This window comes from Paenibacillus sp. 22594 (genome assembly GCF_052044425.1).
GTDB lineage: Bacteria > Bacillota > Bacilli > Paenibacillales > Paenibacillaceae > Paenibacillus_AQ.
This window is the reverse complement of record NZ_JBQENA010000002.1, coordinates 408625-433328: the sequence shown is the minus strand read 5'-3', so window position 1 is coordinate 433328 and position 24704 is coordinate 408625. Positions and strand designations below refer to the sequence as shown.

The following is a 24704-nucleotide window of genomic DNA, read 5'->3' as shown; positions in this document are numbered from 1 at the left end:
TGTACATATTCCCACTAATCTCTGAAATCGAGTGTTTTCCTGCGGATTAGTTCTCCTTTTTCCATATAAACTTGCGGGTCAGCATGATCTGACTTCACAAATCGCTGTTATGGGCAATTGTGAAAAGCGGGCAATTTCCAGCTCCATCCGGTTAAAAAAAGAGCCTCTCTTTTTTTATATAAAATGTTCACGTGTGCATTTTTACAATACCTTATAAAGGAGATTATTGAACACTTATGACACAGCGTTTATCCAGAACCACTCAGCCCGGCCTGCCGCAATATCCGGAACGGATGATCCAATTTGGGGAAGGGAATTTCATGCGTGCTTTTGTTGACTGGCAGCTGCAGCAGATGAACCAGAAAGGCCTGTTTAACGGAAGCGCGGCAGTTGTTGTACCTATCGGCCAGGGACTCTGCGGACTGATGGCCGAGCAGGATAATCTTTACACGGTGCTGTTGAACGGAATCATGCAGCAGCAGCCTGTCAATTCGCGCGAGATCATCACCAGCGTTAGCCGGGTGATCAATCCCTACAGCGATTATGAGACTTATCTGGCTTTGGCCGAGAATGACGAACTGGAGTTCATCACCTCCAATACGACAGAGGCAGGCATCGCCTATCACCCCGGAGACAAGCTGGAGGATGCGCCTCCTGCAAGCTTCCCCGCCAAGCTGACTGCCCTTCTACACAGACGGTTTGAGCTGGGCAAAAAAGGCTTCGTGATCATCCCCTGCGAGCTGATTGACCGCAATGGTGAGAAGCTGGAGGAAATTGTGCGGCAGTACGCTAATGAGTGGAATCTGGGTGAAGGCTTCCTGCAGTGGCTCAGTGATGAGAACACCTTCTGCTGCAGCCTGGTTGACCGGATCGTTCCGGGATATCCGCGTGACAAGGCCGCTGAACTGGAAAGCGAGCTGGGCTACCTCGACAAGCTGATGGTAACCGCAGAGCCGTTTCTGTTCTGGGTCATTGAAGGCCCGTCCTGGCTGTCTGAACGGCTGCCATTGGCCAAAGCCGGGCTGAACGTTGTCGTCACAGATGACATGACCCATTACCGTGAGCGGAAGGTTCATCTGTTGAACGGCCCGCATACGGCCATGGTTCCCCTAGCCATGATGGCAGGGCTCGAAACGGTGGAGGATGTGATGAATGATGAAACATTCTACCGCTATGTGCGCGAGCTTTTGGATGAAGAGCTCATTCCGATGCTGGATCTTCCCCAGGAGGAGCTGCTCTCTTACGCAGACGCTGTGCTTGAGCGGTTCAAAAACCCGTTCATCCGCCATGAGCTGGCGTCGATTTCCCTGAACAGCATCTCCAAATTCAAAACCCGCCTCCTCCCTGTGCTACTCCGGTATCAGCAGGAACGCAGCCAGCTGCCGCCGCTGATTACGCTGGCCTTCGCCGCACTGCTGCTCAGCTACCGGGGAGACCGCGTGAAGCGTCAGGACAGCGCTGAAGTCCTGGCGGTCTTCGATCAAGCCTGGAGTAATCCCTCCACATTCGCTGCAGCGATCCTGAAGGAAGATAGCCTGTGGGGCCAGGATCTAACCAGAGTGCCGGGTCTGACCGAAGCGCTTGACGCCCAGTTGCACCAGCTTCAAAGCTCAGACACCCGTGCGGCGCTGCAGCAGCTAGTCAGTTCGGAAGCCTAATCCATCATTTCCTATTAGGAGGGACAGCATGAAACGATTAATGAAAATGAATCCCCGCGATACGGTAGCTGTTGCGCTGCGCCCGATTGCTTCTGGTGAAAAGATCTCTTTTGAAGGACTCACTCTGGAGGCTGCCCAGGATATTCCGCAGGGCCACAAAATCGCCTTAACCGACTTCGCTGTGAACGACGTTATTACTAAATACGGATACCCCATCGGGCATGCGGTCGAAGCGATCCGGGCAGGTGACTGGATTCATACGCATAACATCAAGACCAATCTGGCAGGAGAAGAAGAATATGAATATCTTCCCGAGCTTCATCCGGTCATTTATCCGAAACGTGATTTGACTTTTCAGGGCTACCGCCGCGCAAGCGGTAAGGTGGGTATCCGCAACGATCTGTTCATCATTCCCACGGTTGGCTGTGTGAACGGCATTGCCGAGCAGATGCTGCAGGAATTCAAGGCAGAACACCCGGATCTGGGCGGCTTCGATAACTTTACCGTGCTCAAGCATCCTTACGGCTGCTCGCAGCTTGGCGATGATCACCGCATGACCCGCAGCATTCTGCTGGATGCCGTGAATCATCCGAACGCTGGCGGCGTGCTGGTCTTCGGCCTCGGGTGCGAGAATAATATCGTCTCCGAGTTCCGCAGCATGCTGGGTGACTATGACGAGAGCCGGGTCAAATTCCTCGTTGCCCAAGAGGTAGGTAACGAGGTAGAGGCGGGCCTCACTCTGCTCGAAGAACTATACGAGGCAGCGAAAAATGATGCCCGCGAGCCGGTTCCGCTCAGCGAGCTGAACGTCGGACTGAAATGCGGCGGCTCCGACGGATTCTCCGGCATTACCGCCAATCCGCTGCTGGGTGCCTTCTCGGATTTCATTATTTCCCAGGGCGGAACCTCTGTGCTGACTGAGGTCCCCGAGATGTTCGGTGCCGAGAAAATGCTTATGGCACGTGCGGAGAACCGTGAGGTCTATGAAGACATCGTCTCTCTGATAAATAATTTCAAGCAGTATTTTCTCTCCTATGGGGAACCGGTCTATGAGAATCCCTCTCCCGGCAACAAGGCTGGCGGGATCAGCACGCTGGAAGACAAATCACTGGGCTGCACCCAGAAGGCTGGCAGCTCGCCCGTTGTGGACGTGCTGGATTATGGCGTAAAGCTGCGCCGCAAAGGCTTAAGTCTCCTGCAGGCCCCGGGCAACGATCTGGTGGCGGCCTCCGCCCTTGCCGCATCGGACTGCCAGCTCGTGCTCTTTACAACCGGCCGGGGAACACCGTTCGGCAGCTTTGTGCCAACGGTCAAGGTGGCGACTAACAATGATCTTTTTGCCAAAAAAGGCCATTGGATGGACTTCAATGCCGGACCGCTGCTGGAGCGCCCGATGGCCGATGTGCTGGAGGAATTCATCACCTATATCATCGATGTAGCGAGCGGACAAAAAACGCGCAACGAGCAGAATGAAGTGCGCGAGCTGGCGATTTTCAAAACCGGAGTTACGCTCTAATCCTTATCTAATCCAAGTAAAGGGAGAATCACGATGTTTTTAAATGACGATTTTCTGCTGACCAGCGAAACGGCGCGCAAGCTTTTCCATGATCATGCCAAAACCATGCCGATTATCGATTATCACTGCCATCTCGACCCGAAGGAAATCTATGAAGACAAGGCATTCCGCAACCTGACCGAAGCCTGGCTGGCCGGAGACCATTACAAATGGCGGCTTATGCGGGCCAATGGCATTCCTGAATCCCATATTACCGGTGATGCTTCCGATTATGACAAGTTTCTGGCCTGGGCCCGTACGCTTCCAAAGGCAATCGGCAACCCGCTGTACAGCTGGACCCATCTGGAATTGCGCCGATTCTTCGGAATTCATGAACTGCTGAACGAAACCTCCGCTCCTGCCATCTGGGAGGAAGTGAACCGCAAGCTGGCTGAACCTGCCTATACCCGGCGGAGCCTGATCCGGAATTCGAATGTCAAAATCATCTGCACCACGGATGACCCGGCAGATTCGCTGGAATATCACCGGCTGCTGAAGGAGTCGGAGCATGACTTTCAGGTCTTCCCGACTTTCCGTCCCGACAAAGCGCTGAATATCGACGCCGAAGGATTCCCGGCTTGGCTGGCCCGGCTGGAGGAAGCAGCAGGAGTACCTGTAGCCAATTATGAATCGTTGGTCGAAGTCTTGCGGAGCCGTGTGGAATTTTTCCACGCGAACGGCTGTCGGCTGTCTGACCATGCACTCGACGTACTGCGTTATCAGGCGGCTGGTGATATCTCACAGGTGGAGCGGATTTTCGCCAAAAGGCTGGAAGGTGAGGTGCTGACACCGGAAGAGATCACTGTCTACCGGACAGAGCTACTGTCGGCGCTGATCGGAATGTACCATGATCACAATTGGACCATGCAGCTGCACCTGCATGCCTTCCGCAACAATAATACACCGATGTTCCAGCGCCTTGGACCGGATACGGGTTACGATGGAATTAACGATCTGTCTTTGGCTGAGGCACTCTCGCGGTTGCTGGACCGGGCCGAATGCGGCAAGGGATTGCCGAAGACCATCCTCTATTCGCTGAACCCGGGAGACTATCCTGCCCTGCTGGCTCTGATGGGCTGTTATCAAAAAGATACCGCAGGCAAGCTTCAGCTTGGCTCCGGCTGGTGGTACAACGATACCCGCGACGGCATGCGCCGCCAATTGACCTTACTTGCCGACAACAGCCTCTTGGGTAATTTCGTCGGCATGCTGACCGATTCGCGCAGCTTTCTGTCCTACACACGCCACGAGTATTTCCGGCGTGTGCTCTGCGAACTCCTGGGTGAGCTGGCAGAACGCGGTGAAGCACCGGACGACCAGACACTGCTGGGACAACTGGTGGAAGGAATATCCTACAGGAATGCCGCAGGATACTTCGGCTTCGAAGCCCGCAGCGCTGTACACTCTTGAATCGGGAAAGGAAGCCTATTATGCCTACGCTATATATTGCCGGTGACTCTACTGCCGCTCAGAAAGGCGGGGGCGAGAAGCCGATGACCGGCTGGGGTGAATTCTTTCAGGAGCATTTTGGCCCTGAGATTACCGTAGACAACCGGGCAGTTAACGGGCGCAGTACCCGCTCTTATCTGACAGAAGGCCGGCTTGAGGATATCGGCAAAGATTTCCGGTCCGGCGACTACCTGCTGATCCAGTTCGGACACAATGACCAGAAGGTAGAGGACCCTGCCCGTTATACCGATCCCGCTACAGAGTACCGCCGGAATCTGCTCACGTTCATTGATTTCGCCCGCAGCTGCGGCGGATATCCTGTTCTGCTGACTTCGGTCAGCCGCCGCCGGTTTACTGCAGGCGGCGAACCCGATCCACTCGCCATCGGGCCGTATCCGGCAGCGGTGCGCGAGGTCGCGGCACAGACCGGTACGCCGCTGCTCGATATCTTTGCTTCCTCCCAGCAGCTATATCGCGTGCTGGGAGAAGAAGGCTCGCGGCAGCTGTTCATGCATCTGCCCGCAAACGGGCACCCCAACTATCCGGAGGGTGTCACGGATGATACGCACTTCTCCAAGGAAGGCGCTGCCCGTGTGGCTAACCTGGTCGCCGAGGCGATCCGGCAGTCCACAGAGCTGATTGCCTTGAGTGCATATTTGCGGCAGCCAGGGCTTAGGGCAGAAGAGGTCGTCTCCAAGCCGTAAGACTTGCCGCTGACCGGGAAATAGATGGATCTGATCGCATGGGACCATAGACCACAAGCCGCAAGCGGACCCGCTTGCGGCTTGTGTGCTTCAATATAGATTCTATTTTTAATAAACTGGAGGGTATATCATGACTGCACCGCTTCACCTGGGTATACGCGCCCATGATTTTGGCCAGAACCCTCTGACGGAGCTGACCGCCAAGCTCTGCCGGTACCATTTAACACACATTCAGTTCGCTGTACATAAGTCTTTTCCGGAGAGTGTCCCCGCGATATCCAGTCTAAGTCCCGGTACCGCTGCTTTTTATGGCGAATCCTTCCGGCAAGCCGGAATCCGAATTGCCGTGCTCGGCTGCTATGTGAATATCGTCGATTCTGATCCCGCCCGAAGAATACTGGCCCTGGATGCATTTAGCACCCACCTCCGTTTGGCCCGGGATTTCGGTGCCAGCCTGGTAGGTACAGAAACAGGCAGTGTGGGTAAAGGATACACAACCGCTAATTTTACAGAGGAAGCCTTCCAGCAGGCAGTCGTTTCCGTGCAGGCTATGGTTGCGGAAGCCGAACGCTTCGGCGTAACGTAGGCATTGAAGCGGGGATCAATCACCCGATCCATACCGCACAGCATGCGCGGCGTCTGCTCACACAGGTTCCCTCCAATAATCTGCAGATCATTCTCGATTGTGCCAATCTGATGACCGTGGATAATTACCGGCAGCAGGATGCCGTGATTGCGGAAGCGCTGGAGCTGCTCGGCGACCGTATTGCCATCATACACCTGAAGGATTTCACAATCAGAGACGGTCAGATCGTGATTGTTCCTGTAGGCCAAGGCCTGCTGAACTTTGCTCCACTGCTCCATTACATGAAATATAAGCGGCCACATATTCAAGGCATTCTGGAGAGTACGCCCGAAGAGTATGTGCAGGAAAGCGCAGATTATCTACGGAAGCTGTATGATGAAGTCTAACCTAAGAATCTTACGATAAAAGTACTGATCTCATACGGCTTCATTTCATGGGTAACCGCTTGGCCAATGTTAGCTTCGCCGAGCGGCCGCTCCATCAAGTCGCATTCCTGCCAGGAATGAAGCGAATAATCACTGTTAAGTGTTACGGTGATTCGGGTGCCTGTATACTCATGCAGGCGGACGATGAAGCCATCGCCATTCTCCGCCATTTTGACGGCATCGACGGCAATGCCGGCGGTGTCTGTCTTAATCAGCGATTTGCCGGCCCCGGAAGAATAACCGCCCTTAACCACATGCAGCGGATTGTTCAGTGACCAGGCCTCCTGCACTGTGGTTGCCGCTGCCCAGTCCCCCTTATGCGGCAGCAAAGCATACGTGAAGTGGTGCTCCCCCTGATCCGCCTGCCAGTCGGGCTCGGTTGCCGACTTGATCAATGACAGCCGCATTACATGATCCTTGATGTCATAGCCATATTTGCAGTCGTTCAGCAGACTGACACCATAACCCCGCTCCGACAAATCGGCCCACTGATGGCCCACACTTTCAAACCGCGCATAATCCCAGCTGGTATTCCAGTGTGTCGGCCGCTTGACATTGCCGAACTGGATGTCGTAGGTAGCTTCCGTAGCCCGCACCGCAACCGGAAAAGCAGTCTTCAACAGCTGATGCTGCTCATGCCAGTCAACACTGGTCTCGAAATCTATCCGTGCGCTTCTGCTGTACACTTTAACCCTCTGAATGATGGTGGAGTCCATATACTTCCACGTGAATTCCAGTACCGCGGCAAGCATGCCGCATTCCATCAGTTCTACGGAGCGGAGGTCGGTGATTACGCGCATTTTCTCCTGATAAAACAGGTCAATATCCCAGGCATCGAACATCTTCGGCTTATCCTCAAAGACCTGAAGCACATTGCCGTTCTCACCTGGAGCCAGCACCTCCCGCTGTTCCCGCCGGTCATAGATCCGGCTCAACTGCCCGGCTTCGTTCCACTCCAACACATAAAACGGCGTTGTAAGCTGCGAATCCTCCCATTCGAACGGAACCGGACGGTCTGGCATTAAGGCTGCACCTTCCGGAGCGCCAATCTTTCCTCCAGCAGTAATAGCAGAATCTGCTGCATAAGGCAGTTGCGCGGGGTCTGCCACAGACCGTGAAGTGATCACCGTGCTGCCCAGCATCGGAACGGATGGAACCTCCACCAGCCATTCATCCCCTGCGCGCTGGGAAGCAAGCTGCTGACCGTCCGCAGTGCTCCACACCAGCTCCCCTGCTGCTGCTTCATAAGGAATGGCAGCCAGCTCTGTCCGCTCGAAGAAGGCTCCATTAAATACCGTGTACTGCGCTGCCTGCCGTGAACCGGATAACCCGGTCAGCCCTTCTGCTGCAGCATCAGCCGCCGCGCGGCCAATCTGCTCCGCTTCTGCATATTCCAGCCTGGAGTCCTCGTACACCTCACGGATGGAGGAGCCGGGAATAATATCGTGGAACTGATTGCGAAGGATGGTATGCCAGCCTTCCAGCAGCGGCTTCGCAGGATAGCTGCCGAAGCTGCCCTTTTCCGCAGCAAGCAGTACCTGCAGCCATTCCGCTTCGCGGTACAGCAGCTCCAGCTTCCGGTTCATCCGTTTGTTATAGGCCTGGCTCGTATAGGTTCCCCGGTGATATTCCAGGTACAGCTCCCCGTCCCAGGTATGAACATACTGGTCGGTACTGCGGACCGTTTCATTCAGGCGTTCAAAATACTCATCTGCCCGGCCCGTCTGGACTGCGGGAATCCCCGGCATTTTATCAAGCCGACGGCGCATTTCAAGCATTTCCCGGTTAACCCCTCCGCCCCCATCGCCGTAACCATAAGAGAGCAGCAATTCGCGGTTCAGATTCTTGTCCCGGTACTGATCCCAGATCCCCTGAACGGAAAAAGGTTCAATCAGCCCGTTATAAGTGTAATACCAGGCGCCGGAGTCTGGCCCTTCAGGTGTGGTAATGAAATGAGTGAGCACTTCACTGCCGTCAATCCCTCTCCAGTGAAACGTATCATGGGGCATCCGGTTATATTGGCTCCAGCTAATTTTGGTGGTCATGAATGTATCTATTCCCGATTTCCGTAAAATCTGCGGCAAGGCCCAACTGTACCCAAAGACATCCGGCAGCCACAAATATTTGCAGTCTACACCGAATTCCTCCCGGAAAAACTTCGTCCCGTACAGAATCTGGCGCACCAGTGACTCTCCGCTGGTTAGGTTGCAATCCGCCTCCAGCCACATTGCGCCGCCGGCTTCCCAGCGCCCTTCTTCAACCCGCTTGCGGATTTCGGCATAAATCTCCGGGTAATCCTCCTTGATGTAGGCGTATAGCTGAGGCTGGGTCTGCAAAAATATATATTCCGGGTACTCCTTCATCAGCCGGAGTACGGTGGAGAAGGAACGTGCCGCCTTTTCCCGGGTATGGGTTAGCCGCCATAACCACGCCACGTCGATATGGGTGTGGCCGATTGCGGTTACGGTTACAGGATGCTTATGCTCAATCAGTGCCAGCTGCTCCAGAAGAAGCGACTCTGCCTCCTGGACGGAAATATAAAAGTCTTCGCTGCCCGGTTTGGACCAGTCCAGCTTGTTGAATGCCCGGTTAAGTACCATCAGCAGATCCTGCTTCTCCGGCTGATTATCCGCAAGCTGCTTGTATGTGGAGAGAGCCGCCCGGCCTGTATAGTACAAATTATCCGCCGCCTCATCCAGCCAAGCCAGCTCTGCGCGCACGATCCGGTGCTCCTGGGGAACGGGACGCCCTCCGCCTTCCAGCCCCGACCATAAGCGGAAAGTGAAGTCCAGCGTCTGCCCTGCGGCATTCTCCTCCAGAAAGACCTCCTTATGGTTGGAATCCACGCCCTGATAAGGCTTGCCGTCAATATATAGCAGCGACTCGAAGCCGCTATTGTTGCCCCCTCCGGTCCGGCCGAAGTCAAAAATTCCGACCACGCGTTTCCCCTTCCACCCGGCAGGCACTTCCACTGACCGCTGGAGCCAGATGTACACATCCCGTCCGGTCCAGTAATCCCCGTGCTGAAGCTTACTGTCTCCTTCGAGCTGCGGAGGGTACATCCCATTCGCCCCATCCTTATCCTCCACCGCCAGCCAATCATTCAGCTTGGCAATCTCACGGTAACGGTATCCTTCCAGCTCCCGCAGCCGGGCAGCCAGCTTCTCCTCTGTCCAAAACATTTGCCCATCCTCCTCTTATAACACGTGTTATATTTAATGGAAACGGCTGCGCCGCCCTTGTCAAAGGACAGCTAACCGTTTACGCACTTTCGCCTGCCCTTAACACCGCTGGCAGCCATATCTTTCCGGCCTTCTCTGGGGCAGCTCCGGCTTCAATAAGCTTGAGCACACGGCGGACCGCTTCTTGCCCCATGCCTACGTAGGGGATTTCCACACAGCTTAAGGCCGGCAGGCTTAGACGGTGGCCCTGGATTGTGTTGTCTGCCGCCATCACCCGCAGCTCTTCACCGATATGCAGACCCAGCTTACTCGCTGCCCGGTACAAATCAGGAATGCCGCTCGACCAATTCACCAGCAGCGGCTGCATTGGCTTCCCGATCTCCGACAGCTTGAGCAGCCATTCCTCCCAATCCACCCGCCCTTCCAGCTCGGGAAGCCGGAACCAAAAAGGGCTCATGCCCCGTTCGCTACACCAGCTTGTATAGGCTTCCCTGCGGGTCCGCTCCGCCCAGCTGCGGACGCCGTTATGGTACACCTCGGCATACACCGGAGCCAGCAGTTGTGGAGTTCCCGGCCGCAGTAAATACTCCAGAGCCAGTTCCACACTACCCTTGTAATCGGCCAGCACAGAGCATACTCCTTCCGCCTCGGCATAGCCTTCCACGGAAACATACGGAACGCCCGCTTCGCTAATCTTGGCGGCCCATTCCTCATCGTGATAGCTGGTATCATCCAGCGTCACGATGCCATCGATCTTCCGCTGGCGGTAGAGATCCACCAGCTCATCTCTCGCTTCTCCGTCCGGCCGGTGGCCCGGCGAGCAGAGCAGAATGTGATAGCCATGCGCCTCACATTCCTGCTGCATACCCTCCAGCAGCCGCATGAACAGCGGATGCCGTGTATCGCCGAACGCAGCCAGACTCATGCTGCGGCCCGTCTTCATACTCCGCGCCTGGGCGTCCACATGATAGTTCAATTCGCGGATTGCCGCCAGCACATTCTCGCGGGTCTCCGCGCTGACGCCGATGCCCGGTGTATCATTCAGCACCGCAGAAACTACGCTGCGGGATACTCCGGCCAGCTTCGCAACGTCGTGGCTGGTCACTCTTTTTTTGCCCATATCAGCACCTCGGCAAGAGTATAACACGTGTTATATTCATTGTATACCCTCCATATGGAAAAAGGCTGAACGGGTATCCTTTCAACAACGTCAGACAATCAGAATGCAGCAAAAAGGGACCAGCAACAGCCTTTTACGGCTTCTGCTGTCCCCTATTCTAAATATTAGCCCGGTTCATTATTTCACTCTCGGAGCTGCAAGCAAACTCCCCACAATATAATCGAGCTGGGCATTGAGCGAATAAATATCACTGTAGTACGCCAGTCCAAAATCAATCTCCATCAGCCGGCCTTCTTTGACCGCAGGAATGCTATTCCATATCGGATCCTGGGTCAAATCTGCCATGCCTTCATAGGAAGATCTGAAAATATAATCCCCGCTGTATTTCGCGAGCACTTCAAAGGATACGGGTTCGCCGTCTCCACCGGCGGCGGAATCGATCTTTTGCTGAACCATTTCCGGCGCCTTCATTCCCAGGTATTCATAGATCACCTGCGAGCCGCGGCCGAACTGTTTGCGTGTGACCACGGCCATGCTGCGGTTATTGCCGCCTTCCATAATCGAAATAGTATGTTCAAGAATGCCGGCTTCCTTGAGCTTCTGCTTGCTTTCCTCCACTTTGGCGTGGAACCCTTCGAACAGCTTCTTGCCCTCTTCCTCTTTACCAAGCACTTGTCCAATAAAGGAGACCCGTTCTTCAGCGGTCATCGTCTCAAAAGGTACCACCACGGTTGGAGCAATGTCATGAAGCGCTTCATAAGTATCCTCAGATGGAACGATAATCAGATCAGGATTCAGCGAGAGAATGGCTTCAGGGCTCGCTTCGAACCAGCTTCCCAGCTTCTGCACATCCTTCAGCTCCGCCTCGAATGCGGCTCCTTCGTACACGTCGGATACGCCTATGGGTTTCACGCCCAGTGCCAGCACATCGCCCAGCAGATAGAGCACGACTACACGCTGCGGATTCGCCGGGACCTCAATATCTCCTTTTACAGTGGAAATCGTGCGGGTCTCAGCAACATCAGCAGCAGGGCTTTCCGGGGCAGCGGTGGCACTTGAAGATGCAGACGGGGAAGCAGGCGGGGCATTGTTACCGGAAGCAGATGTATTGGAGGTTCCTGAAGAGCACGCGCCTAATACTATCGTGAAGCATAACAACAGTGTGAGTAAAAGAGAGGGTTTTGCATTTCTGAACATGGATAATACTCCTTCTGAATTATATTGATAATGATTATCATAATCAATATAACGAAGGTGAACATCATCGGCAATGTCATATCTGGCAACTTCGGATGACATTTCCGGCCAACGCGCCGTACTCTGGAGAGAATTTTTGTATTTTACAGGTGAGGCTCCATAAAATTTCTTGAACATCCGCCCAAAATAGTATCCGTCCGGATACCCCACAGCGATTGCAATATCATGCAGGCTGGCTTCTGTGTTCAACAGTAAATCCAGCGCTTTTTCCATGCGGATGCGAATTAAGTATTGTGCTGGACTGGTCTGAAGGCGGATTCTGTACAGTCTGGACAACGTTCTGGGGCTGCTGCCTACGGATTCAGCCAGCTTTTCCAGTGTGAAGGGCTCACTATAGTGATTCTGCATATAACGGATGGCTTGATCCAGCGGATCTGGTCTCAGCGGCTCAAGGTTCTGGGCATGCAGCTGCCAGAGCAGCTCGTGTACCCATTGATAGAACAGGGCTTTGACCTGCAAGTGCTCAAACACTCCGCCCTTTTGCCACTCCTGGTACATGGTGTTCAGCTTATCGAATAATGTCAGTGGATTGCCTGGAACGAAAGTGTACTGGTGATTAAAAGGATTGCTGCGCTCCAAAAGTGGAAGCAGATTTTTGCGATCAGGAAGTATTGGGACAGATTTATATAGAACTAAGTAGTACTCCAACGCCTCCGCTATCCGCAATATCTCTATCACCATGCCCTTGCCGCCATGAATGATTGTTGCGCTCTGGAATTCATAGATATAATCGTCCACAAGCACCTTGCCACTACCGCGGATGACATATAGAAAAGCGCTGGCCGGCAGCTTGTACCTCATATCCGAAGCGCTGCCGCTGAAGGAACTGCGGCGGATATCTATAACTTCTATAAACGAGTGATTCCACAGTAAAATGTGGTCCTTCAGATTCATGGCCCTCTATCAACTCCCATTCTTTCATACCGTGATTATAGATGATAATCGTTCTCATTTGCAATAAAATGCTGTGACTTCTCCTGCCCATTCCGCAAAGGATTCTCCTTTGCCCATAGCGAAAAATAGCAGGATTACGCCCCATCCGGCCATTCCTACTTGTTATGCGCACCTCATCATGGGTACAATTAATTATTAGTACGTGTCATTCATACAAAGGATAGGTGAAACAAATGCAGAATTTCGGATTCGCAAGAGTCGCTGCCGCTTCCCCTGAATTGCGGGTTGCCGACTGCGAGTTTAATGCAGCGCAAATTATAGATGTCATCCGGCAGGCGGATGAGAATCAGGTCGAATATCTGGTGCTGCCGGAGCTGTCTATTACCGGCTATACCTGTGCGGATTTATTCCTGCAGCCGATGCTCCAGCAGGCTGCACTGGAAGCCCTGCAGAAGATCACCGCAGCTACTGAGGGGCGGAATCTGATCATCATTGCCGGTCTGCCCATTGCTGTAAAGAGCAGATTGTTCAACTGTGCTGCCGTGCTGCAGCAAGGAAAAATCCTGGGACTTGTGGTGAAGACCTGCATCCCCGGCTACAGTGAATTCTATGAGCCCCGTTGGTTTGCCGGGGCCGAGGATCTCGAGGTCTCCGAGCTGCGGGTTGGTGCAGCGGTTGTCCCCATCGGCAATGATCTGATCTTCACCTGTGAAGGCAGCGGCGGGATATCCTTCGGCGTGGAAATCTGCGAGGATCTCTGGGTTCCGGTTCCTCCGAGCAGCCTGCTCGCCCAGGCCGGAGCCACGCTGTTGTTCAACCCCTCGGCCAGCAATGAACTGGTGGGCAAAGCCGACTACCGCCGCCAGCTGGTCACCAGCCAATCTGCCTCCTGCGTCGCAGGCTACGTCTACGCTGGCTGCAACACCGGCGAATCGACTACGGATGTCGTATTCGGCGGCCACTCGCTGATCGCTGAGAACGGGCAGATGCTCGCTGAATCCGAGCGCTTTACCCATGAGAGCCGGATCATCATTGCCGATATCGACGTGCCGAGAATCCAGTATTCCCGTACGGTGATGGGAACCTTCCGTGCCGGCAAGGGCGGACGCAATTACCGCGAGGTGTTCTATGCCGCACCGGACGTCCATCATGAGGGACGAAAGCTGGTCCGCAGCATCGCCGTCAATCCGTTTGTACCCGGCAATCCGCAGCAGCGGGACGACCGTTGCCGGGAGATTCTCTCGATCCAGACCTCCGGCCTGATGAAGCGCATCCGCCACATCGGCACCAAGCAGGCGGTGATCGGCATCTCCGGCGGTCTGGACTCCACGCTGGCGCTGCTCGTCGCCGTTCGGGCAATGGAGCTGCTCGGCCGTCCGGCCAGCGATGTACTGGCTGTTACGATGCCGGGCTTCGGCACGACGAACCGCACCTACGACAACGCCGTCGGCCTTATTAAGGCGCTCGGAGCTTCGCTCAAAGTAGTGGATATCAAAGACGCCTGCCTGCAGCACTTCGAGGATATCGGCCATGACAAGGATGTTCACGACCTGACCTATGAGAATGTTCAGGCCCGGGAACGTACACAGATCCTGATGGATCTGGCCAACAAGAACGGCGGCATTGTGATCGGCACTGGGGATTTGTCAGAGCTTGCCCTCGGATGGTGCACCTATAACGGAGATCATATGTCCATGTACGGCGTCAATTCAGGCATTCCGAAGACGCTCATTCAATATGTCGTCGCCTGGTATGCGGATCACGAGGCGGACGAAACCGTGAACAAGCTGCTCTACGACATCATCGACACGGGCATCAGCCCTGAGCTTCTGCCGCCATCCGCTACTGGAGAGATTGTCCAGCTCACGGAGAATATTCTCGGGCCTTATGTAGTGCATGACTTCTTCCTGTATTACATGCTGCGGACCGGCGCTTCCCCCGCCAAAATGTTCTATCTTGCCCAGCATGCTTTTGGCGATACCTATCCCAAGGAGCAGCTGGTAAGCTGGCTCCGGGTATTCGTCACCCGCTTTTTCACCCAGCAGTTCAAGCGCTCCTGCCTCCCGGACGGACCGAAGGTGGGAACGGTCAGCCTCTCACCGCGCGGCGACTGGCGTATGCCAAGCGATGCTTCTGCCGCTCTCTGGCTGCGTGAAGTGGAAGAACTCTAGGCGGCAGCCGCTTAACAGCAGACTTTCTGACATTCCTTGCATATAACCGGCAACGGCTGCACCGTCCTATAAGGACAGCGCAGCCGTTTTAGTGTAAAATACATTTTTCATGCCGCCAGGGGACCTTGGTTGTCAGCTAATCTTAAGTTGCATGGACTATAAGGCGAACCCAAGTGGAATAGGTAAACCTAATCCCAGCCTGCCATCTTCCAAACGACCGCAAGTGGGAAAAAGTAAACCTAATCTGGCCAATTTGCTCCAAAACTGGTCATTCCGTATAAAATAAGTGGACAAAATCCCACTAACGGCGCATCGGGACGGTTTTCAGCTGATTTAGTTGTACAAATTCCACATCGTTTTCGGTCACCAGCACTTCGCTTACGTTCACCAGCAATTATCGATCGGTAACCAGCTCTTAGCTTTTCAGCGGCAACCGTCCCAGCACCTCAACAATATCCCTGCAAAAAAACTCTACAGAGTTCACTCTCATCATCCCAACTTTTCATCCGCTGATGCATAGTCATAGACGTTATTCAGTACAAGCACCTGGTCGCTGCCGAGGGGGGTATGGACCGTTACCGTCTGACCGGGTTCTGCCAAGAGCAGCCCTCTACCCATCGGGGACCACAGTGAAATACAGTACTCATCCAGATCCGATTCACCGGGGATAACAATGCGATACGCATCCTTCAGCGTTTCCGGACCGATTTTTAGAGAAACCCAGGAGCCGATAAGCACTGCAGAGCACCTAAGCTCATCACCCGTCCCAGTCAATATGCCCTGTACACGCTCTTGATACGTCTGAATCAATGCACGGATCTCCGCCCTGTCCGCAGGTGATTCCAATGCTACCCGATCCAGGATGCCAAAGGTATTCTCATCCAAATATACTAGCTGCCGTACCAGTTCTTCACGCAGTGAATCCGTAACTAAACTATGGCTCATAGTAGATTTCACCCGCTCTCTTCATCAGTTCTTGCTCAAAAATCTGTACTTGCCCTCTCATTTCCATCAATCCTTCCACATAGTAAAATAGATCCCTCGGTGGGGATCTATCTATTAGGATAACATCTTTTGTCAGAAAGACAATGCCCGGCTGGCCGCGATGCTCACCGCTCCATGGGTCACTGGTTATTAACTCTGTTTCCACCATGCATACATCTTACTTCCACTCGTGTAGCACTTAGCACTTAGCGCTTGGCACTTGGCACTTGGCACTTAGCTCTCAGCTCTCAGCTCTCAGCTCTCAGCTCTCAGCTCTCAGCTCTCAGCTCTCAGCTCTTAGCTCTCAGCTCTCAGCTCTCAGCTCTTGCCAGCTTCAGCCCGGCTATACATATTCTGCTCCTGCAGCCGGATGAGCACCTTGCCATAACGTCCTCCCTGCTTAATCGATACCTTGCCGTCTGGATAAGTACGGTGTACATACTCCGTAACGGTTCTCCTCGCAGACCCATCTGCCGGTAGCCCATGATGCTTCAGCATCTGCATGGTCTCTTCAATTGCCTCTTCGCGTGGCAGCTCCATGCTCTTCATCTCCCGCGTGATCAGTGACTCGAACGAATAGCCCTTTAGATAGAGCAAATGGGTTAAATAAGCCATATCCGAGCTTTTCGCATGCACTTCCTGTCCGGACAGCAGAGGAAGAACATCATTCAGAAGACTGTGCTCCCTGCCCCCTGCATTGAGACTGATGTAGCAATACTTGCGCGCGCAGCCGAGCACACTCTCCACACTTTCCCAATCAACAACCGCCGGAGACATGGATACAAACACGAGATCAAAAGCACCCTTCCAGCCCCTTGCGTTAAGATCCACATTTTCGAACAAGTCACGTACCAGTTCCACCTGACCCTGAGGGAACCTGGCTGTATTCTCCATGAACAGCTCGCCTAATGGAATGTTCGGCTCTACCGCTGTGACCTTCGCCCCTCTATCGGCAAAAGGAACCGTGAACCCGCCTGAAGCCGCGCCCACATCCAATACGGACTGCCCTTCAAAGGATACCCCCTGGCCTTCCAGCCAGCCGATAATCCGCTCGCTTCTGCGTCTTCCCCCTTCACTGAACACTTCTTCGTTAAATGTCTTCGCCTTGTGGTCAAAAGAGCGTGCCAGATCCGTCCCGGCCATTCTGAATTTATTGCCCATCGCTTCCGGGTCCTCTTTCCAGGCCTTCTCCCATACGCTGGCATTGAATAAATCGGTTGTCATATCAGCTCATCCCTCTCTAAATGCTCATTTTTACTTCGTAGATTTAAAAGACTTACTATATCTATAATCATGCCGCAAAATAACGGCGGATGATTAGTCCACCGTTATTTTCACGGCAAGCTCGGACATTTTCTTATTCTGCAGATACCGCTCCATTTGCTGCTCTGCTGCGATCATCTCCTGCTGAATCGGACACATGCTGGAGTGATTAAGCGTGCACTCGAACAACGAAGCCGTGCCTTCAATCGCATGAATGATATCCAGAAAAGAAATCTCTTCCTGCTTGCGCTTCAGCCGGTATCCGCCGTTCGCGCCGGATGCGGACTCAATGAGATCTGCCTTCACCAGCTTGGTCAGGATCTTTGACAGATACGTGGGAGATACCCCCTGCCGCTCCGCAAGCTGCTGAACTCCTATGGGCTTATTCGGTGCGGCAGCCACCAGAAAGAGCATGGTGTGCAGCGCGTAATTGGTTGCCTTTGAATATTTCATCGTACCACCTCAATCAAAGACTTTATTAGTCTATAATAGCGCTTATATAAGCAAAAAGCAAACAAAGGATTTCCACAGCCTCCCGCTGCAGAAATCCCAGTACTCCCATAACATTATCCCCACTAGGCTAATTGCGGTTGTGGTTCCAGCTCCTTACAGCTGCGGCTCCACCGCATAAGTGAAACTATAGTCGCCCGAGCCCAGCTCTAGCTTCACTTTATCCCCCAGTTGTTCTGCCGAATGTACACCAGCCACCAGCTCCAGCAATCCATCACTTTCCCGCACCTGGGCAAGCACGGAATTCGGGAGATACAGCACAGCGGCAGTGTTCGGCGGCACTGAAACAGAAACCTCCAGCTGATTCGCTGCCGTTCTCCATTCCGAGCGGATACGCCCGTACAGCGTTTCAAGCTCGGCTGCGGCCCAGGTTAAATCTCCGCCCGGCTGCGGCTGAATCACAAATTTTTTGTAGCCGGGGAAATCTTCATCCAGCTCAATACCGGCGACATGGCGGTACAGAAAGTCCCCGATGGCCCCATACGCATAATGATTGAAGGAATTCATGTCCTTGCTCCAAAAGCTGCCGTCCTCCTTAATCCCGTCCCAGTGCTCCCATATGGTCGTCGCTCCCTTGGTCACCTGATACAGCCAGGAGGGATAATCCGTTTGCAGCAGCAGTTGATAAGCCACATCTGTGTGTCCTACCTCACTCAACACAAGATTCAGATACGGTGTACCGACAAAACCGGTAGTGAGATGATAGTGGCTCTCCTCCAGGAGCTTCAGGAGTTTGTCAACGGTACGTTCTTTTGCCGTTCCTTCCACCAGCCCGAACATTAATGCCAGCACACAGGCCGTTTGTGTGGACACGGATAATCGACCGGAGGGAGTGATGAATTCCCGGTTAAAGGCTGTCACAATACGGCTGTACAGCTCTGAATATCGCTGGGCGTCGTCTGTTTTCCCGAGAACATGGGCTGTCTTCTGCATCAACTGAACGGAATACGCGTAGAACGCCGTTGCGATATAATCGGTATCCGTAGCGCCGCTGTAGCTGTCCGGTTTGGCATCCAGGCCCAGCCAGTCGCCGAAATGAAAGCCAGTATTCCACAGAAATTCGTCACTTCCCTGCTGTCGGATATATTCTACCCAGCCCTGCATGCTTGGGTATTGCTGTTCCAGGATACGCTTATCTCCGTAGCATTGGTATAGCGTCCAGGGACAGATGACCGCAGCATCCCCCCATGCCGCAGAGGAATGCTCCTTTTCACCCAGCACATTCGGGATCACGAACGGAACACCCCCATGGTCCAGCTGGTCGGCAGCCAGATCCTTAAGCCATTTGGTGAAGAAAGGCGCCACATTCATCAGATATGCGGAAGTACGGATGAACATTTGCGCATCTCCGGTCCAGCCGAGCCGTTCATCCCGCTGCGGGCAATCGGTCGGCACATCGACAAAGTTGCCCTTCTGACCCCACCGGATATTATGCTGCAGCTGGTTCAGCAACGGATTGGAGCAGGTGAAGGAGCCGGTAGGTTCCATATCCGAATGAAGCACAATGCCTGTGAAATCCTGCAGAGCTACGTTCGCGCCAAATCCGAGCAGCTGCACATAACGAAATCCCTGGAAGGTAAAACGCGGCTCGTAGCTTTCCGGGCCTCCGCCTTTTGCAATGTACGTCACGGTCTGCTTGGCTCGTCTCAGGTTATCCGTATATACATTTCCTTCTTGATCCAGGACCTCAAAATGGAGCAGCTGTACCTGAGTTCCTCCAGGGGCCTCCAGGGTAAAATGCATCCAGCCGACCATATTCTGCCCCATATCGAGTACGGTTTCACCTGCTGGCGTCTTAAGTAGCTGAACTGGCTTAATCTCTTCTATTTTTCTTACCGGAACATTCTCCTGTGCCACCAAAATCTCCTTGGGGTGGGTGAGAAGTTCTACACGGGACCAGCCGCTGTCATCATAACCGGCCCTGCTGAATCCGCTCTGCTCCAGACGGGCGTCATAGGTCTCACCGTGATAAAGCTCCGACATTAGAATCGGACCGGCGGCAGCCGTCCAGTGTTCACTGGTGGAGATGATCTGTTCGTCCCCATCCTCAAAAGTCAGATGTATCTGCATCAGCAATGCCGGGCGGTCACCGTACAGATGCTTGCGGTTATCCCAGGCCAGGTTCCCTTTGTACCAGCCGTTCCCGAGCCAGGCACCCACCGCATTGTCCCCCGCTTCAATCTGCCCCGTAATATCATAGGTCTGCACCTGCAGCCGGTGATTGTAGCTGGTCCAGCCCGGAGTCAGATAACCGTCGCCCACCCGTGAGCCGTTCAATTCCATTTCATACAGACCCAGGGCGGTCACGTACATTCTGGCCTGAAGCGGAGTGCCATCGATGTGAAAAGTATGGCGTACAAGCGGACATTGCTCCGCCTCTGCACCCAACAGAGAAAGTGGTGCGCTGATCCATCCGGCCTGCCATTCCTCCGCTTTCAGCAGCCCCATTTCCCAAAACGCGGCTTCCGACCATTCCGTATGCCGGTTCTCCCGGTCCCACACCTTCACGCGGTAATAATACCGCTGCCGTGAACGGAGTTCCGGTTCCACCAGCTCCACATGTGTACATTGATCCGAATACACTCTGCCGGAGGTCCACAGGAGAGTGCCGAAATCCGGCTCCGCGGAAATCTGAATGTCATAGGACTGCTGCATCACGTTCCGCTCCTCCGCTTGAAGCTGCCAGCTGATTCTTGGATGGCGCACATCAAGCCCGACCGGATTCTCCTTATACTCCACACGTAATTTTTGTACCTTTAACATCCACAGCCACCCCGTCTTTTCTTGGATTCACCCTATAATTTCGAAGCGCTTTCTATTACAATTATAGAAATTAAATGACTTCGCATGATCCGTGAAATGGACATTTCACCTGCGTAATAAGGACTTTTAGTTCCGTTAAGAAAGGGATGGACGGATGAATTCTGCAGAGCATATGCTTAAAGGCGAAACTTTTTTCCAAAAGAATCTGCTGCTCTATGTTAACCGTGCTACGGAGACTTACCAGCTTCCGCTTCATTCCCATGATTTCATCGAGCTGGCCTTCGTCGCGGAAGGAAAGGGGTTTCATTATACAGAACAAGAGGTTCAGAAAGCCTGCAGGGGGCAGCTATATTTCATTCCTGTCGGCGTCTCCCATGTTTTCCGGCCTTCGTCGCCCCATGCGCTTAAAGAACCGGTCGTCGTCTATAATTGTTTATTTACAACAGCGCTTCTGGATGACCTTGCTTCCGTGATTCCGGATGCGCCGATTGCAGCGTACCTGGAACAGATTAGGAATCAGCAGGTACCCGCATTCTCCATTACCGACCAAAATGGTTCCATCGAGAACCTCTTCCTCTCGCTGCACCGGGAGTACAATCTCCCGCAGACCGGCTCCGGCAGTTATCTGCTGACCCTGTTCATTCAGCTGGTTGTCACCCTGTACAGGTTACAGCATGATGAGCTGCACTTTCCGGTAACCAGACCGACGCAATTCCTGCAAATTCTCCACTATATCCAGCAGGAGTATGCCCAAGACCTTACCTTGTCCCATCTTGCCCGGACGTTTGACTGGAGCGAGCGGCATCTTCAGCGGCTGTTCAAAACGCACACCGGCCAGACCTTCCATCATTTCCTGCAAAATGTCCGGATTCAAAAGAGCTGCGTTCTGCTGATCCAGCAGCTACACTCCCCCATTCCGCTCATTGCCGAGCAGGTCGGCTACCACGATACCAAAACGTTCAACCTGGTCTTCAAACGGATCATTGGCAAAACCCCCGGCGGATACCGGCAGGAGGCGGCAAGCGCCGGAGCAGCAACCGCAGGCGATTGAAGCCGCCTATGACGCTAATCCCAGCGGATATACAGGATAACAGCAGGGACCTACTGAAAACATTTGATTATAGGACTGGTTGTTGCTCTGAGAAAACAAGGGGTGTTGCCGCAAGGAACAAACTCACCCTAACGGGTGGATCCAGCAGCTCATTGCCGCAGCTAACGGCAATACTCCCAAATCAAAGGTATTTCTACCTCTCATTCTACCAGCTAGCCCGTCTACAGTGAGATCAGAGGTATTTCTACCTCTCATTCTGCCCGCTAGCCCGTTCACGGTGAGATCAGAGGTATTTCTACCTCTCATTCTGCCCGCTAGCCCGTTTACAGTGAGATCAAAGGTATTTCTACCTCTCATTCTACCAGCTAGCCCGTTTACGGCGAGATCAGAGGTATTTCTACCTCCCATTCTGCCCGCTAACCCGTTTACGGCGAGATCAGAGGTATTTCCTCTTAGGCCCGTTTAGTTTATTTCGTTTCTCCGGTCTGTTTCTTGACGTTTATCCCTCTTACTTTTCAATCGGTGTGATCCACCGTTTTTTCACAGTATAATTTCCTATACAATAAAAAAGCCGCCTCGTGTCATCGTAAAGAAGAAATGACGGGGCGGCATCTTTTATGAGATATTATGTTCTATTTCTGCAACTCCGCATCCTTTTGCTTCAGCAGGTCGCCATATTCCGCCTTGTACTCCTCCAGCTTGTCCTTCAGTTCTGTATTGGACGGATCTAGTTTCAACTTGCCACTGGTGGATAAAATGTTATCGACTACATTATCGATTTGGCTGTCAATCGCCTTGATTTTGCTTTTGGTCATTGCTGTTGCAGAATCCGGTGTCGGCGTGGGCAGCGGTCCAATAGTGATGCTCTCGGTCCTGTCGTCCAGCAATGGAGAGGATACACTCTCTTTCTCGTCCAGACTTATAATCTTGCCGGACATGGAGACCTTATAGCCTGCCAGCTCTCCGATGGCCCGCACTGGTGCATAGCTTTTCCCGTCAATAACAATGGCCTTGTCGGCCAGCTTCTTGCCGTATACGTTTACGGTGTATTCTGCTTGAATGGTCTTGCCTACTAGACTTGTAGAGGCTCCAATCGCCTGAGTACTAATCATCAGTACCGCACCGGCAAGAAAGCCGGCAGCAAGCTTTTTCATAAGAAGTTCACTCCCCGTAAAATACTATACTTTCTAGTTTACCATTTTACGGCGGGTGATGACGAGCTTGCAGCCCGTACTGTTCTACATTTTTATATCAAATTTCAGGGAAATCAATCAAATAAATATGGTATAGTCATATCAAAGTTATGGCTAATATATCAAAATGGAGTGTGAATGTATGATGAAGGATCAGAAACTCTATTACGGGAAAAATATTACGGTTATGTTTCAGCCTGAGAAATGCATTCATTCCGGTGTTTGTGTCAAAGGTTTCCCCGCCGTATTTAATCTAAACAAACGCCCCTGGGTAGACCCCGATGCCGCTGCCGCTGAAGCGATCAGCCGGCATATTGACCAATGCCCGAGCGGTGCGCTGAAATACGAGCTTCTTGAGGAAGAAAAATAACAAATAGAAAGAGGTATCATGATGCATAATGTAGTTCACGATAAAGACAACAAACGATTTTGGATCTCAGATCAGGACTCCATGGCTGCTGAAATGACATATGTAACCTCAACAGCCAGTCTATTTATTATTGATCATACCTTCGTAGACACCACTTACCGTGGGCAGGGCCTTGGAGACCTGCTTGTCGAAGCCATGGTGGAGTACGCAAGGGAGAACGAAATAAAGATTGTACCCCTATGCCCTTTTGCAAAAGGCAGGTTCCAGCAACGCCCCGAACTTGGAGATGTCCTGCATAAATAATCGCAGCCACCTGGTAGAGGCCCGAAATCAGGCAACCTGATGCTTTTTATATGCCCGATAAGTAAAAGGCAGCAGCAGTGCTATACTGATGATTGCAAAACCTGTAATCACCTTGTACTCCGGAATCAACTGTCCAAAAATATGGAATACTTCGTAATCGGTTATTTTTCTGGAACTGTCAAACATATTGCTTGGAAGCAGAGCCATCAGATGGTTAAACAGACGGCTGGTTTGGCTTACCGGAATAGCCATCGGGACGAAAAGTAAAATTCCGATGGCTATGATAACGGGAAAAGGACTGCGCATACGGCTGGATAGCCACAGCGTTACCGCTCCCACAAGAAGACAGGCCAGACTGCCAATGAGGACTGCCCATAAATAGGTTTGAAAAACGGTATAGGGAACCGGTGCCATAAATCGAATCATCTGCACACTGGCATTTCCGCCATCAAATCCGCATATCCCGAGCAGCAGCAGAGTGTAGGTGGTCAGCCCCAAGACAAGCAGTCCCACAGACACGATTAGGCTCGCTTTTATTTTCGCGGATATGACCTTGCTGCGCCCATAGCGGGAAGATCGGAGGATAGCGTCAGCTCCGCTCTGATATTCACCGGCAAAGACGGGGGCCAGACAAACTGCAATAACAAAAGCAGTGAATAAAAAAATAAACTGCAGATTCTCAAACACATTTGCCCAGCCTGTAACATAATCCATTTGAAAAGGAACGGGGATCCTCTCATTCATCTTGATAAAGTAGTCTTTCGCTTCCGCCGAATAATTGCCATACGCATAATCTGCATTCAAATATTCGTGTACCCTCTCCAGGCGTTTCTGATAAAATACTGATGCGTCACATGGTTTTAATTTATCGATAAAATAATCGTAATCATTCACCGGTGAAAAAGCATAGTTAATCAATGAATACATTTGTTCATACTTGACATCAAACTTGGCGTTAACTTCAACAGTCACCTCCCCTTTCTCATCCAGATTCTTTGGGTCATGAAGCAGATTCTGATGCCGTCTTATTGTATTTCCCAGTTTTTCCGAAGTTAACGGACCGGCAAGCTGCCGATTGTACGCTCTTTCCAACTGGATGGCGGGTATACCATTTAAGAAATTGCCGTCCTTGCCTGTGATCTGCGCATTTGCAACCAGAACAGTTGACATCAATATGGCCATGGTTACTATTATTGCTACCCCTGCATAAAAAGACTTCTTTCGCATAATCTTCCGCAACTCAAACCGGGTTAAAGTATCCATCGA

General features: G+C 52.7%; 19 protein-coding genes. 10 read left to right on the top strand and 9 right to left on the bottom strand.

Annotated elements, in window-relative coordinates; genetic code table 11:
* The first annotated feature begins 236 nt into the window (after positions 1–236).
* The 6 genes from ACTJKB_RS08630 to ACTJKB_RS08605 all read left to right on the top strand — a co-directional run bounded on the left by ACTJKB_RS08630 (position 237) and on the right by ACTJKB_RS08605 (position 6338).
* Positions 237–1658: a tagaturonate reductase gene (locus tag ACTJKB_RS08630; protein ID WP_440833254.1), complete on the top strand. Its 1422-nt coding sequence runs from the start codon at positions 237–239 to the stop codon at positions 1656–1658.
* Positions 1659–1686: 28 nt separating this feature from the next.
* Positions 1687–3174 carry a UxaA family hydrolase gene (locus tag ACTJKB_RS08625; RefSeq protein ID WP_440833253.1) on the top strand — a complete coding sequence of 496 codons (1488 nt, stop codon included), beginning with the start codon at positions 1687–1689 and terminating at the stop codon, positions 3172–3174.
* A 33-nt stretch (positions 3175–3207) separates the two neighbouring features.
* Positions 3208–4623, top strand: coding sequence for a glucuronate isomerase (gene uxaC / locus ACTJKB_RS08620; protein WP_440833252.1), 1416 nt, complete (start codon positions 3208–3210; stop codon positions 4621–4623).
* Positions 4624–4643: 20 nt separating this feature from the next.
* Positions 4644–5366: a rhamnogalacturonan acetylesterase gene (locus ACTJKB_RS08615; protein ID WP_440833251.1), complete on the top strand. Its 723-nt coding sequence runs from the start codon at positions 4644–4646 to the stop codon at positions 5364–5366.
* 130 nt (positions 5367–5496) lie between these two features.
* A complete protein-coding gene (locus tag ACTJKB_RS08610) occupies positions 5497–5952 on the top strand; it encodes a sugar phosphate isomerase/epimerase family protein (protein ID WP_440833250.1) in 456 nt (151 codons plus the stop codon).
* Positions 5953–5954: 2 nt separating this feature from the next.
* Positions 5955–6338 carry a sugar phosphate isomerase/epimerase family protein gene (locus tag ACTJKB_RS08605; RefSeq protein ID WP_440833872.1) on the top strand — a complete coding sequence of 128 codons (384 nt, stop codon included), beginning with the start codon at positions 5955–5957 and terminating at the stop codon, positions 6336–6338.
* Here the strand turns inward: ACTJKB_RS08605 and ACTJKB_RS08600 are convergent.
* From ACTJKB_RS08600 to ACTJKB_RS08590, 3 genes are all read right to left on the bottom strand, one after another.
* Positions 6335–9559 carry an alpha-mannosidase gene (locus tag ACTJKB_RS08600; RefSeq protein WP_440833249.1) on the bottom strand — a complete coding sequence of 1075 codons (3225 nt, stop codon included), beginning with the start codon at positions 9557–9559 and terminating at the stop codon, positions 6335–6337. The two genes, ACTJKB_RS08605 and ACTJKB_RS08600, sit on opposite strands and share 4 nt — an antisense overlap.
* A 79-nt stretch (positions 9560–9638) precedes the next feature.
* Positions 9639–10679: a LacI family DNA-binding transcriptional regulator gene (locus ACTJKB_RS08595; RefSeq protein WP_440833248.1), complete on the bottom strand. Its 1041-nt coding sequence runs from the start codon at positions 10677–10679 to the stop codon at positions 9639–9641.
* Positions 10680–10856: 177 nt separating this feature from the next.
* Entirely contained in the window at positions 10857–12830 is a 1974-nt protein-coding gene (locus ACTJKB_RS08590; protein WP_440833247.1) for an ABC transporter substrate-binding protein, read from the bottom strand.
* A gap of 233 nt (positions 12831–13063) precedes the next feature.
* Between ACTJKB_RS08590 and ACTJKB_RS08585 the strand changes: the two genes are divergently transcribed.
* The gene (locus ACTJKB_RS08585) at positions 13064–15001 is read left to right on the top strand and encodes an NAD(+) synthase (RefSeq protein WP_440833245.1); all 1938 of its coding nucleotides are present in this window, start codon (positions 13064–13066) and stop codon (positions 14999–15001) included.
* Between the two features lie 489 nt (positions 15002–15490).
* Here the strand turns inward: ACTJKB_RS08585 and ACTJKB_RS08580 are convergent, their stop codons facing one another.
* From ACTJKB_RS08580 to ACTJKB_RS08565, 4 genes are all read right to left on the bottom strand, one after another.
* Positions 15491–15946 carry a GreA/GreB family elongation factor gene (locus ACTJKB_RS08580; RefSeq protein ID WP_440833244.1) on the bottom strand — a complete coding sequence of 152 codons (456 nt, stop codon included), beginning with the start codon at positions 15944–15946 and terminating at the stop codon, positions 15491–15493.
* A 357-nt stretch (positions 15947–16303) separates the two neighbouring features.
* Positions 16304–17209 (bottom strand): class I SAM-dependent methyltransferase, encoded by a 906-nt coding sequence (locus tag ACTJKB_RS08575; RefSeq protein WP_440833242.1) that lies wholly within the window; start codon positions 17207–17209, stop codon positions 16304–16306.
* A 93-nt stretch (positions 17210–17302) separates the two neighbouring features.
* On the bottom strand, positions 17303–17701 hold the full coding sequence (locus tag ACTJKB_RS08570; RefSeq protein WP_440833241.1) for an RrF2 family transcriptional regulator: 399 nt from the start codon (positions 17699–17701) through the stop codon (positions 17303–17305).
* A gap of 153 nt (positions 17702–17854) precedes the next feature.
* Complete coding sequence (locus tag ACTJKB_RS08565; RefSeq protein ID WP_440833239.1) at positions 17855–20521, bottom strand: family 78 glycoside hydrolase catalytic domain; 2667 nt, start codon at positions 20519–20521, stop codon at positions 17855–17857.
* Between the two features lie 154 nt (positions 20522–20675).
* Here ACTJKB_RS08565 and ACTJKB_RS08560 point away from each other — a divergent pair, with 154 nt between their 5' ends.
* Positions 20676–21572: a helix-turn-helix domain-containing protein gene (locus ACTJKB_RS08560; RefSeq protein WP_440833238.1), complete on the top strand. Its 897-nt coding sequence runs from the start codon at positions 20676–20678 to the stop codon at positions 21570–21572.
* A 632-nt stretch (positions 21573–22204) separates the two neighbouring features.
* Here the strand turns inward: ACTJKB_RS08560 and ACTJKB_RS08555 are convergent.
* Complete coding sequence (locus ACTJKB_RS08555) at positions 22205–22726, bottom strand: hypothetical protein (RefSeq protein WP_440833236.1); 522 nt, start codon at positions 22724–22726, stop codon at positions 22205–22207.
* A gap of 184 nt (positions 22727–22910) precedes the next feature.
* On the opposite strand from ACTJKB_RS08555, the gene ACTJKB_RS08550 reads away from it, so the two are divergent.
* A complete protein-coding gene (locus ACTJKB_RS08550) occupies positions 22911–23135 on the top strand; it encodes a (4Fe-4S)-binding protein (protein WP_440833235.1) in 225 nt (74 codons plus the stop codon).
* Positions 23136–23156: 21 nt separating this feature from the next.
* Positions 23157–23438: a GNAT family N-acetyltransferase gene (locus ACTJKB_RS08545; protein WP_440833234.1), complete on the top strand. Its 282-nt coding sequence runs from the start codon at positions 23157–23159 to the stop codon at positions 23436–23438.
* A 27-nt stretch (positions 23439–23465) separates the two neighbouring features.
* Here the strand turns inward: ACTJKB_RS08545 and ACTJKB_RS08540 are convergent, their stop codons facing one another.
* Positions 23466–24701, bottom strand: a complete 1236-nt coding sequence (locus ACTJKB_RS08540) for an ABC transporter permease subunit (protein ID WP_440833233.1) — start codon at positions 24699–24701, stop codon at positions 23466–23468.
* Positions 24702–24704 lie beyond the last annotated feature (3 nt).

Excerpts from the sequence above, each read along its gene's own strand:
- uxaC (WP_440833252.1), top strand. The coding sequence starts at position 3,208 with ATGTTTTTAAATGACGATTTTCTGCTGACCAGCGAAACGGCGCGCAAG.
- ACTJKB_RS08595 (WP_440833248.1), bottom strand. The coding sequence starts at position 10,679 with ATGGGCAAAAAAAGAGTGACCAGCCACGACGTTGCGAAGCTGGCCGGA.
- ACTJKB_RS08550 (WP_440833235.1), top strand. The coding sequence starts at position 22,911 with ATGAAGGATCAGAAACTCTATTACGGGAAAAATATTACGGTTATGTTT.
- ACTJKB_RS08625 (WP_440833253.1), top strand. The coding sequence starts at position 1,687 with ATGAAACGATTAATGAAAATGAATCCCCGCGATACGGTAGCTGTTGCG.
- ACTJKB_RS08630 (WP_440833254.1), top strand. The coding sequence starts at position 237 with ATGACACAGCGTTTATCCAGAACCACTCAGCCCGGCCTGCCGCAATAT.
- ACTJKB_RS08575 (WP_440833242.1), bottom strand. The coding sequence starts at position 17,209 with ATGACAACCGATTTATTCAATGCCAGCGTATGGGAGAAGGCCTGGAAA.
- ACTJKB_RS08610 (WP_440833250.1), top strand. The coding sequence starts at position 5,497 with ATGACTGCACCGCTTCACCTGGGTATACGCGCCCATGATTTTGGCCAG.
- ACTJKB_RS08580 (WP_440833244.1), bottom strand. The coding sequence starts at position 15,946 with ATGAGCCATAGTTTAGTTACGGATTCACTGCGTGAAGAACTGGTACGG.
- ACTJKB_RS08565 (WP_440833239.1), bottom strand. The coding sequence starts at position 20,521 with ATGTTAAAGGTACAAAAATTACGTGTGGAGTATAAGGAGAATCCGGTC.
- ACTJKB_RS08570 (WP_440833241.1), bottom strand. The coding sequence starts at position 17,701 with ATGAAATATTCAAAGGCAACCAATTACGCGCTGCACACCATGCTCTTT.
- ACTJKB_RS08540 (WP_440833233.1), bottom strand. The coding sequence starts at position 24,701 with ATGGATACTTTAACCCGGTTTGAGTTGCGGAAGATTATGCGAAAGAAG.
- ACTJKB_RS08590 (WP_440833247.1), bottom strand. The coding sequence starts at position 12,830 with ATGAATCTGAAGGACCACATTTTACTGTGGAATCACTCGTTTATAGAA.
- ACTJKB_RS08545 (WP_440833234.1), top strand. The coding sequence starts at position 23,157 with ATGCATAATGTAGTTCACGATAAAGACAACAAACGATTTTGGATCTCA.
- ACTJKB_RS08560 (WP_440833238.1), top strand. The coding sequence starts at position 20,676 with ATGAATTCTGCAGAGCATATGCTTAAAGGCGAAACTTTTTTCCAAAAG.
- ACTJKB_RS08615 (WP_440833251.1), top strand. The coding sequence starts at position 4,644 with ATGCCTACGCTATATATTGCCGGTGACTCTACTGCCGCTCAGAAAGGC.
- ACTJKB_RS08555 (WP_440833236.1), bottom strand. The coding sequence starts at position 22,726 with ATGAAAAAGCTTGCTGCCGGCTTTCTTGCCGGTGCGGTACTGATGATT.
- ACTJKB_RS08600 (WP_440833249.1), bottom strand. The coding sequence starts at position 9,559 with ATGTTTTGGACAGAGGAGAAGCTGGCTGCCCGGCTGCGGGAGCTGGAA.
- ACTJKB_RS08585 (WP_440833245.1), top strand. The coding sequence starts at position 13,064 with ATGCAGAATTTCGGATTCGCAAGAGTCGCTGCCGCTTCCCCTGAATTG.